This window comes from Phreatobacter stygius (genome assembly GCF_005144885.1).
In the GTDB taxonomy this organism is placed as follows: Bacteria; Pseudomonadota; Alphaproteobacteria; order Rhizobiales; family Phreatobacteraceae; genus Phreatobacter; species Phreatobacter stygius.
In genome coordinates this window covers 6,841,342-6,854,500 of the sequence record NZ_CP039690.1, presented here as the reverse complement: position 1 = coordinate 6,854,500, position 13,159 = coordinate 6,841,342, and the positions used below count along the sequence as shown (strand labels likewise).

Sequence of the window (13,159 nt, the reverse complement as noted above, 5' to 3'; positions counted from 1 at the left end):
GAGGTCTTGCATTGTCAGAGGTCTTGCATTGTCAGAGGTCTTGCATTGTCAGAGGTCTTGGGTGTCAGGGGTCTTGGTTCATCACCGTCCCGATGAAGCGCAGCCCGCCGCGATCGTTCCCTGTGGCCGCAGATATCGTCGGGCCGACACCCGCGCCGGCCAAAGCGATCATCGCGCCGGCGCCGCGGCTTCGAGTTGCAGCTTGCTGCGATCGACCACGCCGGCCAGGTCACCACTGGCACTGACGATCCAGTTGATGTCGCTCCAATCGATCGTTGCGGACTTCTCGCCGAGGCCGAGCGAGGGGCTCAGCTTGACGACGATCTGCCGGATCCGGCCTTCGTCGGAAACCGCGACGTCGGTGAGGTCGCCGACGTGATCATAGGTTTGGCGCAAGGTCTGCCATTCCGCCTCGGCCATGGTCAGCCGCCGCCCGGTGGGCACGCTGCTGGCCGTCGCGTCATGGCCGGCGCCACCGGCCGGCTCGCGGGTCGAGGGAGCGGCGCGGGTGCTGGCCGAACCAGTCGCCGCGGTGCCGAGCTTGGGCGTATAGATCTTGGCGGTCAGCAAGCCGCGCAGGCTCAGTTCGCCGGGCCTTGGCCGCGGCTGAGCGTTGCCGGCATCGACCGCCGGCTCGTTGCGGGCGAGCGTCGGCGCGGATGCCTGCGCATGGACCGTGGCGGTCACCGCGGTCAGTGCGGCGAGGGCTATCAGGGTTCTGATCCGCATCTTTGCCTCCTGCCTCTGTCCTGCCGAGCGGGCTCGCAGGGCCTATGTCTGGGCAACCGCCCAGGTCGGCACGGGTTCCGCTGCCGCTGCTTAAGGGGCCGGAGCATCGAACAGCGGATCATGGAACAATGGGTGGCGGCCATGGTTCTCCGCTCGACAGGCCCGCGCCGGACGAGCGGGCCGGCCCTGCAAGCGCCATCCGGCGCTCATCTCGAGCGATCCAAGGTCGATGCAAACCATGACGCCGCAAACACTGTTTCTGGAACGCCGCCATTGGGTGCCGAACAACCCGGTTCTGCCGGTGCTGCTCTATCGCGAAGCGTTCGAGGACCAGCCGGGCGAGCCGATGGCCAGGGCCATGGAAGAGCGCTTCGCGCGCAACGGCTGGCCGCCACTCTGGCGCAACGGGGTTTACGCCTTTCACCACTATCACCTGGAGGCGCATGAGGTGCTGGGGGTTGCCGCGGGGGCCGCGAGGCTCGCGCTGGGCGGACCGGGCGGACCTGAAACCAAGGTCCGGGCCGGCGACGTCCTGGTCTTGCCGGCAGGCACCGGCCATGTCCGCATCGCGGCGAGCGACGACTTCCTTGTCATTGGCGCCTATCCGCCGGGGCAGGCGGCTGACATCGTGCGGGACGCGCCGACCCCTGACATGATCGAGCGCATGCTGACAGTCGATTTTCCCGCCAGCGATCCGGTCTTGGGTCCAAGCGGCGCGCTGGTCGACCTCTGGACAAAGCCGGAGGGTTCACCGGCGGGGACCGCACGGCCAGGGCAAGGGGCGTCACGGGTGTGAACCCATGGCCTGATAGGAGCGTTCCGGGGCGCGGTTCCGGAGCGTGGTATTGATCGCCTTCAACGGCACATGTCGCGACGGAATGCCAGGGCCTGTCGCATGCACCGGCCTGCGCCACCGAGCGCGCAGGCCGGTGCGTCGCCATCGAGCAAAAAACCAACGGTGCAACGAGATGCCATCAACACGAAACGAGGCAGGGATCACGCGGATCGCGCTCGATGTCCACAACGTCGACCAGCTGTTCTCGACCTTCGATCCCTCGCCCTTCCACGAGTTCAGCCTCAACAGCACCGCCGCGCAATATATCGCGTCGGAAGCCTGGTACGCGCCACGCGGCAACCGGTTCATCATCGAGCTGGGCCTGCGCGGCAAGGCGGCGGATCGTCCGGCGGCCGAAAAGCTCAAGACGGTGCTGCGGTTCCATTTCAAGCGCGCGGCCGCGACCGAGGCGCAGAACCTGCGCAAACTGATCCGCACCGGCCTGGTGTCGCTGGCCATCGGCATGGTCGTGCTCGCCATCTGCACCGCCCTGGCGCGCGCCGTCGACGAGGCACCGATCCGCGACGGCTGGCGCGAAGGCATTCGCGACGGCATTTCGGTCTTCGGCTGGGTCGCCAACTGGCGCCCGGCGCAGATCCTGTTCTACGACTGGTGGCCGGTCCGGCGCTCGCGCAACCTCTATCGCCGGCTGGCCGAAGCCGACGTGGTTGCCGCCAAGCCGCGGGCGCGGGTGGCCGGCGCGGAGGAGGGGGCCGCGCTCGATACGATGCCGGGCGAGGCGACGGGATCGTGAACGGGCACCCTGTGTGAAGGAGCCGATCGGTGGATAGCATGCAGGCCGAGCCGAAGATCGCCCGGATCTGGCGCGGGCGCACCAGCCGGGCGAGAGCCGACGAATACCATGCCTATCTCTATGAGCACGGCATCAAGCCGCTGGAGGAGAAGGCCATGGCGGTCCAGCTGCTCCGCGAGGATCGCGATGCCGAAAGCCATTTCATCGCCATCTCCTATTGGGAATCGGTCGAGGCCATGTCGCGCTTCGCCGGCAAGGACCCGCGCCGCATCCACCATCTGGAGCGCGATGCGGACTATCTCCTTGAGCTTCCCGACAGCGTTCAGGTTCTCGATATCGTCGCCAGCTCAGGGATCTGACCGCACCACCGGCCGCTCCGCCGGTCAGGCCGGATCCGGCTCCGCGGCGGGCGGCGCCGCGGCCTTGCCGGCGGCGACGGCGGTCTTCACCAGGGCGTCCTGGTCGATCTCGTCCGCCCCTACCATGTGCAGGATAGCGGCGGCGATGGCGCGATGCTGGTCGGTCTGTTCGGGCCCCAGGCCGAGTTCGGAACAGGCCTCCCGATAGGCCTCGCGCATGGCCTGGACAACTGCCGGCGGAAAGCTGCGCGTTGCGATGTCGTCGACAGGATCTGGCATGCCTTGAAGTCCTTTCAGGCGGGAGGGGCCGCGTGCGGATCGAGGGTCACCAAAGACAGTAGCGGGATGCGGCTCGTTCGGCGAGCGCGTCGGAGTTGCGGCCGCGGCTCGGCCGGGATTGGACCGGAACCACGGATCGCCCCGGCGGTTGGTTGGAGGAGACCAGGGCGGCACACGCGCAATCCTGCGCGGGCCGCCGACAGGAGCATTCCATGGCCAATTATGCCGTCCAGACGACCTCGGGAACGATCCAGATACGGGACGTCCGCGATCTCGTCGATCTCGCCGCGGAACTGGTCGAACAGGGCTATGTGACAACGGAAGAACTGCTGACGAGCGGGTTTCGCCCCATCGTCATCTTCGAGGCCAATGTCATCGCCATCGCGGCCGATGGCGCGCCGGCGATCAACTGACGGAAACCGCCGGTTTTCTCTAAAATACCAGGCGTTGCGCCGCGACGAAAACGCCGGTCAGAAAGCCAAGGCCGATCATCATCACCATCGAAAGGTGATCGAGCACACCCATGGACGCCTCCTTCGGTGCCGCGCTTCGCCGCGGTTCGGATCTGCGCGTCAACGGGCGGCGGCCCAACTGGTTCCATGCCGGGCGACATTTTTTTCAGACCCGGCAATGCCGCGGGCCGCCTTCAGGCCGCGCCTGGCAATCGCCTGCCGGTCAGGCCGAAGCTCAGCCGGTTCAGCAGGGTCATTTCGCGGTGGTGCCGGAAGCCATCCGCGTCGGCGATGGCGAGGCAGGCGTCGATTACGGCCGCGATGGTGGCCGCGTCGGCGTCGGCCAGCGCAACAACGGCCCGGTCGACGGCCTCGGGTGACGGACGCATGCGGCCGATCGAGGTGCGCAGACGCTCGCTTTCGGCGATCGTCAGCCTGATGCCCTGCGCGGCGCAGGTGCGCAGCGCATGATCGAGGATCACCTGGACCTCTTCGGCCGACACATGGCTGTCGGCGGCCGCCATCGCCGCCAGCAGCACCAGGCCACCCTCGCGCGCCACCTTGCGCACGACGGCCCAGCGATCGGCCGCAAGCTTGGCATCCGACCGACCATGGCTCGGCCCCGGCCAGTCGAGCCCCAGCACCTGCATGAAGAAGTCGGCCAGCGGTTCCTGAACCACGCCGTCGAAATCGGCCACCGCCTTGATCCGGTCGAGACGGAACGAGCGCAGCGCCCGGCGATCGTGACTGTGGACGACCAGGATCGGCACACCGTCGGCGCCGACCTTGACGGACCAGACGGTCACCGGCCGGAGCTGCAGGCGGCCGGCGGCGTCCTCATACTCGATCAGGAAGGATCGGCCAGCCGCGATAGGCGGCAGCGAGGCGTCGGGCGCGTCGGCCGCGCCGGGCCGTGGCGGGCGGGTGATCGGGCGGGTGGCCATGGCGGTCCCCCAAGCCATTGTCGCCGCACCAGGCCCGGCCGCCGAGCAGGACGATGGTGCGATCGCTGGATCATCGGGCATCGGAGGCTGCGAGTCATCCGCCCCGCCGACAACCTTCGAAATCGCCAGGGAAACCGGTCATGACCTGCCGGTTCGATCGTGCCGCCATCGGGGCCGTGAAGGCGTAAGGGGAAGCCGTTGGAACTTTGGATCTATTTGCGGATTGACATGACAGAGCCCGGCTCCCGGGACAGGCTGGCACCTGCTGCTCCTTGGCAACCACCCCGACGATGCCGCCTGCTTCTGAATTCCGGCTCACGGATGGGAATGGGGTGGCGGGCATGGCTCAGACCCGAGCGCAACTGGACTATCGGGCGCTGCTGGCGTCGATCGTCGATTCGACCGACGACGCGATCGTCAGCAAGGATCTCGACGGTATCATCACCTCGTGGAACCCCGCGGCCGAGAGGATCTTCGGCTTTTCGGCCGATGAGATCATCGGCGAGCCGATCACACGCCTGATCCCGCCGGATCGCCACGCGGAAGAGCGGGTCATCCTGGACACCATCCGGGCCGGCAAGCGCGTCGAGACGTTCACCAGCATCCGCCGCAGGAAAAGCGGCGAAGACGTCCATGTCTCGGTGACGATTTCGCCGATCGTCAACAGCCAGGGTGTCGTCATCGGGGCGTCCAAGATCGCCCGGGACATCAGCGCGCGGCGCAGGAGCGAAGAAATCCGCGACATGCTCATGCGCGAGGTCGCCCACCGCTCGAAGAACATGCTGGCGATCGTCGAGGCAATCGTCCGCCAGACGATCAGGCGCTCGTCGTCGGAGGACTTCGCCAAGGAATTGTCCGGGCGCCTGCAGTCCATGGCGGCGAGCCAGGATCTGCTGGTCAACGGCAATTGGGCGGGGGTGGAGATCAGGGCGCTGGCCAAGAGGCAGCTGGAACATGTCGACGGCGCCGAAGCCCCGCGCATCGACCTGGACGGCCCGCCACTCATGCTGTCGCCGAACGGCGCGCAGGCGCTGGGCATGGCCCTGCACGAACTCTCGACCAACGCGCTCAAGTTCGGCGCGCTGTCGAACGACCGGGGCACCGTGCATTTGCAATGGGCTGTCACCGGCGAACCGCAGCAGTTCGTCCTGACCTGGCGCGAAGCCGGAGGGCCGCCGGTGAGCCAGCCGGCTCATTACGGATTTGGCCATTCGGTCCTGGTTCGCATGACCGAGGCGACCTTGCACGCTGCAGTGACGATGATCTATGCGCCGCGCGGCCTGCACTGGTCGCTCGAAGCGCCGGTGACCTCGATCCTGTCGCGCTGACCGGCTGCCCCGCCAGGGAGATCACGCACGATGCCTGGGCTCGACCTTTATCGCGCCAAGCGCGACTTCAGCCGCACCGCGGAGCCTTCGGGGACAGGCAGGGCCCGCCGGACGAAGGCGGTCGGCGGGGCCTTCGTCGTGCACAAGCACGCCGCGCGGCGATTGCATTACGACCTGCGGCTCGAACAGGACGGCGTGCTGTGGAGCTGGGCGGTGACCAAGGGGCCGAGCCTCGATCCAGGCGAAAAACGGCTGGCCGTCCATGTCGAGGACCACCCGCTCGATTATGGCGGGTTCGAAGGGATGATTCCCAAAGGCCAATATGGCGGCGGCGCGGTCATCGTCTGGGACGAGGGGCGCTGGATGCCCGAGGCCGATCCGGCCAAGGGCCTGGCCAAGGGGCATCTGTCGTTCACCCTGGAGGGCCACAAGCTGCACGGGGCCTGGCATCTCGTGCGGCTGAAGCCGCGGCGCGGCGAGACGCGCGACAACTGGCTGCTGATCAAGGTGCGCGACCAGGCGGCGCGCGAGGACGGCGACATCCTGGCGGACGAACCAGCGTCGGTGGCGTCGGGGCGGACGGTGGAAGACGTCGAGGCGGGCCGGGCGGCGTCGACGCGGCCGATCGCCGCCAAGCCGCCGGCCGGCAAGACGAAACCGCCGGCCGGCAAGGCGAAACCGCGGCCGGCCAGGCCGACCAGGCGAGCGGCGTCCGATCCGCTGCCGGGCTTTGTCGAACCCTGCCTCGCGAGGCTGAAGCCGGCGCCGGGCGAGGGTGCCGGATGGCTTCACGAGGTGAAGTTCGACGGCTATCGCATCGAGGCGCGCATCGACCGGGGCAAGGTCGTCTTGCTGACCCGCACCGGCCTCGACTGGACGGCCAGGTTCGGCGCCGGCCTGGCCAAGGCCCTGTCGGCGCTGCCATGCGAAACGACCCTGCTCGACGGCGAGATCGTGGTGATGAACGAGGCCGGCATCTCGTCGTTTGCCGCCTTGCAGCAGGCCTTGTCGGAAGAACGGGCGGCGGGATTTGTCTATTTCGCCTTCGATCTCCTGCATCTCGATGGCCGTGACCTCAGGCCGGATCCGCTGATCGCCCGGAAGGAACGGCTGAAGGACCTGCTGGCTGCGGCCGACGCCGGGCAGTTGCGCTACAGCGAGGATTTCAGCGAGCCCGGCCAGGTGATGCTGAAACATGCCTGCCGGCTCGGCCTCGAAGGCATCATTTCGAAACGCGCCGATGCGCCCTATCGCAGCGGCCGCGGCGGTGACTGGCTGAAATCGAAATGCACGCTGAACCAGGAATTCGTCATTGCCGGTTATGTCCCTTCGAAAGTCGCCGGGCGGGGCTTAAGATCGCTGGTCGTCGGCTATTACGAGGATGGCGAGCTCAAGCCGGCGGGACGGGTCGGCACCGGCTTCAGTGCGAAGACGATCGGCCAGCTCAGGGCGCGGCTCGACGTCCTGAGAACAGCCGGTTCGGCGCTTGCCGGCGCCGCCGCCCGCGAGAAAGGCGTCGTCTGGGTCAGGCCCGAACTGGTGGCGGAGGTGGAGTTCCGCAGCTGGACCGCCGGCAAGATCTTGCGCCAGGCGGCGTTCAAGGGCCTGCGCGAGGACAAGCCTGCCAGGGAGATTGTCGTGGAACGTGCCGGAGATCATCCAACGGAAAGTCGCAAGAAAGGTCCCGAAAAGCGGGCCGGGCAGCAGGTGCCGGCCAGGGCCAAGGCGCCCGAAACCAAGGTTGTGCTGAGCAATCCGGACAAGGTGTTGTGGCCGGATACCGGGCTCACCAAAAGCGGCCTTCTGGGCTATTACCAATCGGTCTGGCCGCAGATGCGGGCGCATGTGCTCGACCGGCCGCTCAGCCTCTTGCGCGCGCCCAGCGGCATCGACAAACAAACCTTCTTTCAGAAACATGCATCGCCCGGCATGCACGAGGCCATCGCCACGGTGAAGGACCCGAAGGACGGCGAGGACCTGCTGTTCATCCGCGACTTCGACGGGCTCGCCGCCCTGGTCCAGCTTGGCGTGGTCGAGATCCATGTCTGGGGTTCGACCAAGGACAGCATCGAAAAGCCGGACCAGGTCATCTTCGATCTCGATCCCGATCCCGGGGTGTCGGCGGAGCGTGTGCGCGAGGCTGCCTTTCTGGTGCGCGACCGGCTGGCCGATCTCGGTTTCTCAAGCTTTGCCAAGACCTCCGGGGGCAAGGGCTTTCATGTCGTCATGCCGCTCGCGCCGCAGGCCGAATGGCCCGAGGTGAAAAGTTTCGCCCATGACTTCGCCGAGGCGCTCGAGCAGTCGGATCCGAAATCCTATACGGCGACGCTGTCGAAAAGCGCCCGCAAGGGCAAGATCTTCATCGATTATCTGCGCAACGGGCGCGGCGCGACGGCGATCGCGCCCTTTTCCACCCGCGCGCGGCCGGGATCGGCGGTGGCCATGCCGGTGCCGTGGCAGGCGGTCGAGAAGGGGATCGGCCCGGCGGATTATCAGGTCGGTTCGGATCTGCTGAAGGCGATCCTGAAGGCCGCGCCCTGGCGCGATTTCCGCGCCGCGGCCAAGCCGCTGCGGCGCAAATAGGGTGATCAGGCGACCTGGCGTCGCCGGCCGCCGTCAATCGCGACCAAAATCCGGCGGCTGGATTGTCGGCGCATCATGGATTTCGTCGACCTCGTCGTCGCCGTCGCCTTCGGCATCCTGCCCGGGCTCGACCGAACCGTCATCGGCCATCGGGCCGTCGATCTGGTTGCCGAGATCGCTTGCGGCGGGCGGCGGATCGTCCGGCTCGTCGAGGATCGGCTGGATCGCACTGTCGAAGATGCCGCGTTGACGATCGCTCAGCGAGCCGATGCCCTCGCGGGCGACCTGGTCGGCGACCAGATATTCCTCGGAGCCCTCGACAAAGCGACCCGCCTCGATCCGGCGCCGCAACGCCCCCGCGTCCGGTCCGGACGCCTGTTCGTGATCGTTCCAACCCATGACCCGTCCTCCTGATGTCTGTTGGAGGTAACGGCCCGTCTCGGGCAGGGGTTCCCTGCCGCGACATGACGGGCCGGCATTGGGCCTCGCGACACGCGTCCGCATCGAATTGTCGGTCGATCTGTGCGAGGATGATCCGTCCATGGCGCGAGGCGCCTGCGCATTCACGCGACCTTGCCGGACCTACGCAAGAGGCTTTCAATGCGGACGATCATTCCCGACCTCGAAAGCCGGGGCGCCTTTACCCCTGACGAACTGGCTATGATGCAGGTCATCTATATGTCGGTCTGCGCCGAGCGTTCGGTCGGCCCGGATGACAAGCCGACGCGCGAGGCCATCGCGCGCACCATTCTGAAAGAGGTCGAACGCGGCAACTGGGATGTCGCAGCGATCACCGCGGCCGCCCGTGGTGCCGGCAAACCCGTCGCCTGATGCGGCCCGTCGGTCGCGCGGGAACCTCAAGCCCACCTGCGCGTTGACCGCCCGAAGGTGGCGATCGGATAGGCTGTGATCGCCGCCTGAAGCATGAAAGGCGACTGGAAATGTTTGCGTTGTCCGATGTCGAACGGCTCGCCAAGAAGATTTTTCTGCGGGAATGCCTGACCAATGTGACCTGGAGCGAATTGTCCGAAGTGGCGCGCGAAGCCTACCGGGCGGAAGCCAGGCGAATCCTCTATCGCGAGCGCCAGTTCGCCGCCTGAGCGGCGCCGCGCCGCGCTCTGAACCAAACGCCGGCCGCGTCGCGACGGTTCCTCGCAGGGGCGCGCCATCAAGGCGAACCGACCATGCGAAATGCGCATGGACGAGCCCGCCGGAGCCTTCAGGTCTTGCAAGAACCGCCGCGACGAAAGCCCGGCCAGGCCGGCGCCGCGGGCGGCGCTTGAGCCAAAACAAGCTCCCCCGCTTCGGCGCGAAGCGGGGGATTTCTCAAGTCGGCGCAGCGCTCAGCTGGCGGCGCGCAGGTTGACCTTGGCCTCGGCGATCTCGGTCAATCTCCGGTCGGTCGCCTTTTCCTCGTCGAGGTTCTTCTGGAGCAGGCTGGCGCAGTCATTGCGGCCGAGCTGCTTGGCCCAGGCAATCAGCGTGCCGTAGCGGGTCATCTCGTAATGCTCGACGGACTGGGCCGCGGCGATCAGCGCCGCATCCAGCACGCGTTTGTCGGCAACGTCGCCGACGATATCGTCAGCCTCTTCGAGAATGCCGTCGATCGCCGGGCAATCGACGCCGCCGGCCTCGACCCCATGCATCCGGAACACCTCTTCCAGCCGCTTCACATGGCCGTGGGTTTCCTTCAGATGCATGGAAAAGCTGTCGCGCAACTGCGGATCGGTGGTCTTGTCGATCATCGAGGGCAGGGCTTTGACGATCTGATGCTCGGCATAATAGATGTCGCGCAAGGTATGGACGAACAGATCGTCCATGGTTTGAATGTCCTTGGAAAACCAGCCCATGATCGACCTCCTGTCGGCGTGGGAAGAAAAGCGGGAAGGCGTCTCCATGCGAGACGTCATGGATCTAACGTGCGCGTCGCCGGACAAGTTCCTGGCGGATGCCGTTAGACTTGATGCGGTTGGACTTGGTGCGGTTGGACTTGGTGCGGTTGGACTTGGTGCGGTTGGACTTGGTGCCCTTGGGGCCTTGGCGTCCCGCCGGACGGATTGCCGGCGGGACGCCGGACGGCGGCCGTCGCGCGGGCGCGAGACCGCCCCTGCCGACAAACCGGAACCGGCTCAGTCGACGATCTGGATGATCCGCCGTGTCCGCGGATCGACCAGCACGGTGCGGTCGTTGACGATCGTGTAGCGGTACTCGACCTCGCCGAACTGACGCGGCACCTGGTAGTAGGTCACGCCGGAGGCCGGCAGCTCGGCGCCGACGACGACCTCGGACGAGTAGCGGTAGGACGGATGACGCCGTTCGACCACATAGCTGCGGAACTGCGGACGCGAGGCTTCGGCGATGCCGCCGACAACCGCGCCGGCGACGCCGCCAACCGCGGCACCGACCGGGCCACCGACGATGGCGCCGCCGACGGCGCCGGTTGCGGCACCCGCGCCGACGCCCGGCGGCACGCCCGGAGGCGGCGCGGGTTCAACGACCTGGGCCAAGGCGAGGCCCGGCGCCAGGACGATACTCAGGACAGTCATCTTCGCGAGAGAATAACGTTTCATATCAACCATCTCCTCAGGCTTCAGGCGACATTGCCATGCACTGCATGGACCGAGGTGGAACGTGTCCGATCGCTGCGGAGTTCGCTCCGGGTGCGAAAAAAAAGCGGGGCCCCGGGCGGGCGGGCGCACGCCTGGCATCAGCGCAGCCGGATCCAGACCGGGGCATGATCGCTGGCCCGTGGCAGCCCGCGCACCGCCCGGTCGACGCCAGCCTCGACCAGTCGTTTCGCCAGATCGCGGCTGAGCAGAAGATGATCGATCCTGAGGCCGGCATCGCGTTGCCAGCGGTTCCGCTTGTAGTCCCAGAAGGTGTAGATCCGTTCCTTGGGAAACAGCCGCCTGAGCGCGTCGACCCAGCCTTGCCCGACCAGCCGGCGATAGGCCTGGCGGCTCTCCGGCTGCAGCAGGGCGTTGTCGGTCCAGGACCTGGTTGGATAGATATCCAGATCGGTCGGCACGACATTGTAGTCGCCGGCGAGAACCACGGGAACGCCGGCCGCCTTCAATCCGGCGGCATGGCTGATCAGGCGCTCGAACCAGGCGAGCTTGTAGGTAAATTTCGGTCCCGGCTGCGGGTTGCCGTTCGGCAGATAGAGCGAGGCGATGACGATGCCGCCGACCGCGGCCTCGATATAGCGGCTTTGGCCGTCATCGGATGATCCCGGCAAGGCGTCGCGGATCAGCACCGGCTCGGTGTCGCGGGCCAGGATCGCCACGCCGTTGAAACCCCGGTCACAGGCGGAGACCGCGCCATAACCGGCCTCGGCCAGCGCCGGCGCCGGGAATTTCGGACCGGAGCACTTCAGTTCCTGCAGGCAAACGACGTCCGGGCCGGTCAGCGCGAGCCAGGCGAGCAATTGCTCCAGCCGGCCGTTGATGCCGTTGATGTTGAAGGTCGCGATCTTCATCGCCGGAGCATCAGCAGCCTAGCTCCGGTCGACGAATCGCGGCGCTGCTTCCAACTGCTGCTTGGTGCGCAGGACGATGCCGAGCAAATGTCCGCTGGGATCGCGCATCCAGTTGATATGGCTCCAGTCGACGGCAACGGCCTTCTCGCCAATGCCGAGGAAACCGCCGACGCCGAGCACGACCTGGCGTACCCGGCCGCCATTGTCGAGCACGATATTGTTGACGTCACCAATGCTGTCGTGGTGCTCGCGTAGCGCGGTCCAGTCGGTCTCCGACAGGGTCAGGATCATCGTATTGCGCGCCGGCGCGCCGGATGCAGTGGGCGATATCGGCGCGTCGCTCGGCCGGTTGGCCGCCGCATTGGCCGCCGGCGTGCCCGGCTTCGGGACATAAATCTTGACACCCAGGACGCTGGTGACGGTGATTTCGCCAGGGCTGAGCGTGGTTGGCTGCACCGGCGCCCGCGCCGCGGGCGCTCCGGGGGCTGGCGTCACGTTCGGAGCGGTCTGGGGGGCAGGGGCCGGCACCGGCGCGGGGGCCGGCGCCTGGGCGCGAACGCCGCCCGCCAGCAGCAGGGCCGCGGCCGCCGTCATCAGGATCTTGCTCACCATTGCTGTCTCCGGTTTGCCGCGCGCTGTCGGGCTCTCCTTCGCGCGCCCGCCAGCGCGAGGGCCGTGGAAATGCCTCAACGCACGGCCGAACCCGAGGTTCCCGGCCCGGACAGATCGAACGGGCCGGGGAACTGAAAGGCCGTGCTCAGCGGCAGACCCGCACGATGCGCCGGCGCGGGCCATAAGGCGTTTCGACCCAGCGCCTCACCGTCCAGCAATAGGGCGCGTCATGACCACGATAGACGCGGCCATGATAGCGGCGTGGCCGGGACCGTTCCCAGTCGCCCCGGCGGTCCCAGCCGCCGCGGCCGGCACGTTCGCCGTCACCGCCACCCTGCTGCCAATTGCCACGACCGCCGCGGTCGCCGTCACCACGACCGCCCCGGTCGCCGTCGCCACGACCGCCGCGATCACCGTCGCCGCGGCCACCCCGGCCGCCGCGGTCGGCATCGCCGCCCTCGCGGACACGGCCGCCGCTGAACGATCCGGGCGAGGGAAGGCCGCCGCCTTGTGCCCCTCCTTGGCCGCCCGGCCCGCCGGCACCAGGGCCACGTCTTTCGCCGCCGCCTTGCTGGGCTCCCTGGCCGCCGCCGGGACCGCCGCCGCCTGGTCCGCGTCCGTCGCCGCCACCGCGGGATCCGCGTCCTTGTTGAGGGTCGCCACCGCCGGCGCTCGGGGCGCCCGGCGCGGTCGGGACGCCCGGAACGGCCGGTGCGTCACCCGGCGTCGCGGGCCGGCCGGGCATTTGGACCGGCACGAAGCCGCCGCCGGGCGACAGTCCCAGTTGCGGCAGACCGCTCAGCATG

Annotated in this window: 17 protein-coding genes; 8 read left to right on the top strand and 9 right to left on the bottom strand. The window is 67.6% G+C overall.

All coding sequences use genetic code 11. The features are described 5' to 3' along the window. Window positions 1-168: 168 nt before the first annotated feature. Window positions 169-729, bottom strand: a complete 561-nt coding sequence (locus E8M01_RS32385) for a hypothetical protein (protein ID WP_136963934.1) — start codon at window positions 727-729, stop codon at window positions 169-171. A gap of 238 nt (window positions 730-967) precedes the next feature. Between E8M01_RS32385 and E8M01_RS32380 the strand changes: the two genes are divergently transcribed. The 3 genes from E8M01_RS32380 to E8M01_RS32370 all read left to right on the top strand — a co-directional run bounded on the left by E8M01_RS32380 (window position 968) and on the right by E8M01_RS32370 (window position 2,677). After that, the gene (locus E8M01_RS32380; RefSeq protein WP_136963933.1) at window positions 968-1,525 is read left to right on the top strand and encodes a cupin domain-containing protein; all 558 of its coding nucleotides are present in this window, start codon (window positions 968-970) and stop codon (window positions 1,523-1,525) included. 172 nt (window positions 1,526-1,697) lie between these two features. After that, on the top strand, window positions 1,698-2,318 hold the full coding sequence (locus tag E8M01_RS32375) for a hypothetical protein (RefSeq protein ID WP_136963932.1): 621 nt from the start codon (window positions 1,698-1,700) through the stop codon (window positions 2,316-2,318). Window positions 2,319-2,356: 38 nt separating this feature from the next. Continuing rightward, a complete protein-coding gene (locus tag E8M01_RS32370; RefSeq protein ID WP_136964943.1) occupies window positions 2,357-2,677 on the top strand; it encodes a hypothetical protein in 321 nt (106 codons plus the stop codon). Window positions 2,678-2,701: 24 nt separating this feature from the next. On the opposite strand, the gene E8M01_RS32365 is transcribed toward E8M01_RS32370, so the two are convergent. Then, window positions 2,702-2,956, bottom strand: a complete 255-nt coding sequence (locus E8M01_RS32365) for a hypothetical protein (RefSeq protein WP_136963931.1) — start codon at window positions 2,954-2,956, stop codon at window positions 2,702-2,704. Between the two features lie 212 nt (window positions 2,957-3,168). Between E8M01_RS32365 and E8M01_RS32360 the strand changes: the two genes are divergently transcribed. Then, window positions 3,169-3,369 (top strand): hypothetical protein, encoded by a 201-nt coding sequence (locus tag E8M01_RS32360; RefSeq protein ID WP_136963930.1) that lies wholly within the window; start codon window positions 3,169-3,171, stop codon window positions 3,367-3,369. A gap of 233 nt (window positions 3,370-3,602) precedes the next feature. On the opposite strand, the gene E8M01_RS32355 is transcribed toward E8M01_RS32360, so the two are convergent. Then, window positions 3,603-4,352, bottom strand: coding sequence for a TerB family tellurite resistance protein (locus E8M01_RS32355; RefSeq protein ID WP_170182169.1), 750 nt, complete (start codon window positions 4,350-4,352; stop codon window positions 3,603-3,605). A gap of 341 nt (window positions 4,353-4,693) precedes the next feature. Between E8M01_RS32355 and E8M01_RS32350 the strand changes: the two genes are divergently transcribed. Next, window positions 4,694-5,680 carry a sensor histidine kinase gene (locus E8M01_RS32350; RefSeq protein ID WP_170182168.1) on the top strand — a complete coding sequence of 329 codons (987 nt, stop codon included), beginning with the start codon at window positions 4,694-4,696 and terminating at the stop codon, window positions 5,678-5,680. A gap of 30 nt (window positions 5,681-5,710) precedes the next feature. Beyond that, window positions 5,711-8,263: a DNA ligase D gene (gene ligD, locus E8M01_RS32345; RefSeq protein WP_136963927.1), complete on the top strand. Its 2,553-nt coding sequence runs from the start codon at window positions 5,711-5,713 to the stop codon at window positions 8,261-8,263. A 33-nt stretch (window positions 8,264-8,296) separates the two neighbouring features. Here the strand turns inward: ligD and E8M01_RS32340 are convergent, their stop codons facing one another. Then, a complete protein-coding gene (locus tag E8M01_RS32340) occupies window positions 8,297-8,662 on the bottom strand; it encodes a hypothetical protein (RefSeq protein WP_136963926.1) in 366 nt (121 codons plus the stop codon). Window positions 8,663-8,863: 201 nt separating this feature from the next. Here E8M01_RS32340 and E8M01_RS32335 point away from each other — a divergent pair, with 201 nt between their 5' ends. Together E8M01_RS32335 and E8M01_RS35205 are read left to right on the top strand one after the other, a co-directional pair. Continuing rightward, window positions 8,864-9,094 carry a hypothetical protein gene (locus E8M01_RS32335; RefSeq protein ID WP_136963925.1) on the top strand — a complete coding sequence of 77 codons (231 nt, stop codon included), beginning with the start codon at window positions 8,864-8,866 and terminating at the stop codon, window positions 9,092-9,094. 110 nt (window positions 9,095-9,204) lie between these two features. After that, window positions 9,205-9,363, top strand: a complete 159-nt coding sequence (locus tag E8M01_RS35205; protein ID WP_170182167.1) for a hypothetical protein — start codon at window positions 9,205-9,207, stop codon at window positions 9,361-9,363. A 243-nt stretch (window positions 9,364-9,606) separates the two neighbouring features. Here E8M01_RS35205 and E8M01_RS32330 read toward each other — a convergent pair whose 3' ends face one another. The 5 genes from E8M01_RS32330 to E8M01_RS32305 form a co-directional block, all read right to left on the bottom strand. After that, window positions 9,607-10,113 (bottom strand): YciE/YciF ferroxidase family protein, encoded by a 507-nt coding sequence (locus E8M01_RS32330; protein WP_136963924.1) that lies wholly within the window; start codon window positions 10,111-10,113, stop codon window positions 9,607-9,609. A 279-nt stretch (window positions 10,114-10,392) separates the two neighbouring features. Continuing rightward, a complete protein-coding gene (locus E8M01_RS32320; protein ID WP_136963922.1) occupies window positions 10,393-10,833 on the bottom strand; it encodes a DUF1236 domain-containing protein in 441 nt (146 codons plus the stop codon). A gap of 137 nt (window positions 10,834-10,970) precedes the next feature. Continuing rightward, the gene (locus tag E8M01_RS32315) at window positions 10,971-11,741 is read right to left on the bottom strand and encodes an exodeoxyribonuclease III (RefSeq protein ID WP_136963921.1); all 771 of its coding nucleotides are present in this window, start codon (window positions 11,739-11,741) and stop codon (window positions 10,971-10,973) included. 18 nt (window positions 11,742-11,759) lie between these two features. Continuing rightward, complete coding sequence (locus E8M01_RS32310; protein ID WP_170182166.1) at window positions 11,760-12,353, bottom strand: PRC-barrel domain-containing protein; 594 nt, start codon at window positions 12,351-12,353, stop codon at window positions 11,760-11,762. 204 nt (window positions 12,354-12,557) lie between these two features. Then, window positions 12,558-13,016 (bottom strand): hypothetical protein, encoded by a 459-nt coding sequence (locus E8M01_RS32305; protein WP_136963919.1) that lies wholly within the window; start codon window positions 13,014-13,016, stop codon window positions 12,558-12,560. Window positions 13,017-13,159 lie beyond the last annotated feature (143 nt).

Excerpts from the sequence above, each read along its gene's own strand:
- E8M01_RS32320 (WP_136963922.1), bottom strand. The coding sequence starts at position 10,833 with ATGAAACGTTATTCTCTCGCGAAGATGACTGTCCTGAGTATCGTCCTG.
- E8M01_RS32350 (WP_170182168.1), top strand. The coding sequence starts at position 4,694 with ATGGCTCAGACCCGAGCGCAACTGGACTATCGGGCGCTGCTGGCGTCG.
- E8M01_RS32355 (WP_170182169.1), bottom strand. The coding sequence starts at position 4,352 with ATGGCCACCCGCCCGATCACCCGCCCGCCACGGCCCGGCGCGGCCGAC.
- E8M01_RS35205 (WP_170182167.1), top strand. The coding sequence starts at position 9,205 with ATGTTTGCGTTGTCCGATGTCGAACGGCTCGCCAAGAAGATTTTTCTG.
- E8M01_RS32385 (WP_136963934.1), bottom strand. The coding sequence starts at position 729 with ATGCGGATCAGAACCCTGATAGCCCTCGCCGCACTGACCGCGGTGACC.
- E8M01_RS32315 (WP_136963921.1), bottom strand. The coding sequence starts at position 11,741 with ATGAAGATCGCGACCTTCAACATCAACGGCATCAACGGCCGGCTGGAG.
- E8M01_RS32375 (WP_136963932.1), top strand. The coding sequence starts at position 1,698 with ATGCCATCAACACGAAACGAGGCAGGGATCACGCGGATCGCGCTCGAT.
- E8M01_RS32330 (WP_136963924.1), bottom strand. The coding sequence starts at position 10,113 with ATGGGCTGGTTTTCCAAGGACATTCAAACCATGGACGATCTGTTCGTC.
- E8M01_RS32340 (WP_136963926.1), bottom strand. The coding sequence starts at position 8,662 with ATGGGTTGGAACGATCACGAACAGGCGTCCGGACCGGACGCGGGGGCG.
- E8M01_RS32380 (WP_136963933.1), top strand. The coding sequence starts at position 968 with ATGACGCCGCAAACACTGTTTCTGGAACGCCGCCATTGGGTGCCGAAC.
- E8M01_RS32370 (WP_136964943.1), top strand. The coding sequence starts at position 2,357 with ATGCAGGCCGAGCCGAAGATCGCCCGGATCTGGCGCGGGCGCACCAGC.
- E8M01_RS32310 (WP_170182166.1), bottom strand. The coding sequence starts at position 12,353 with ATGGTGAGCAAGATCCTGATGACGGCGGCCGCGGCCCTGCTGCTGGCG.
- E8M01_RS32365 (WP_136963931.1), bottom strand. The coding sequence starts at position 2,956 with ATGCCAGATCCTGTCGACGACATCGCAACGCGCAGCTTTCCGCCGGCA.
- ligD (WP_136963927.1), top strand. The coding sequence starts at position 5,711 with ATGCCTGGGCTCGACCTTTATCGCGCCAAGCGCGACTTCAGCCGCACC.
- E8M01_RS32360 (WP_136963930.1), top strand. The coding sequence starts at position 3,169 with ATGGCCAATTATGCCGTCCAGACGACCTCGGGAACGATCCAGATACGG.
- E8M01_RS32335 (WP_136963925.1), top strand. The coding sequence starts at position 8,864 with ATGCGGACGATCATTCCCGACCTCGAAAGCCGGGGCGCCTTTACCCCT.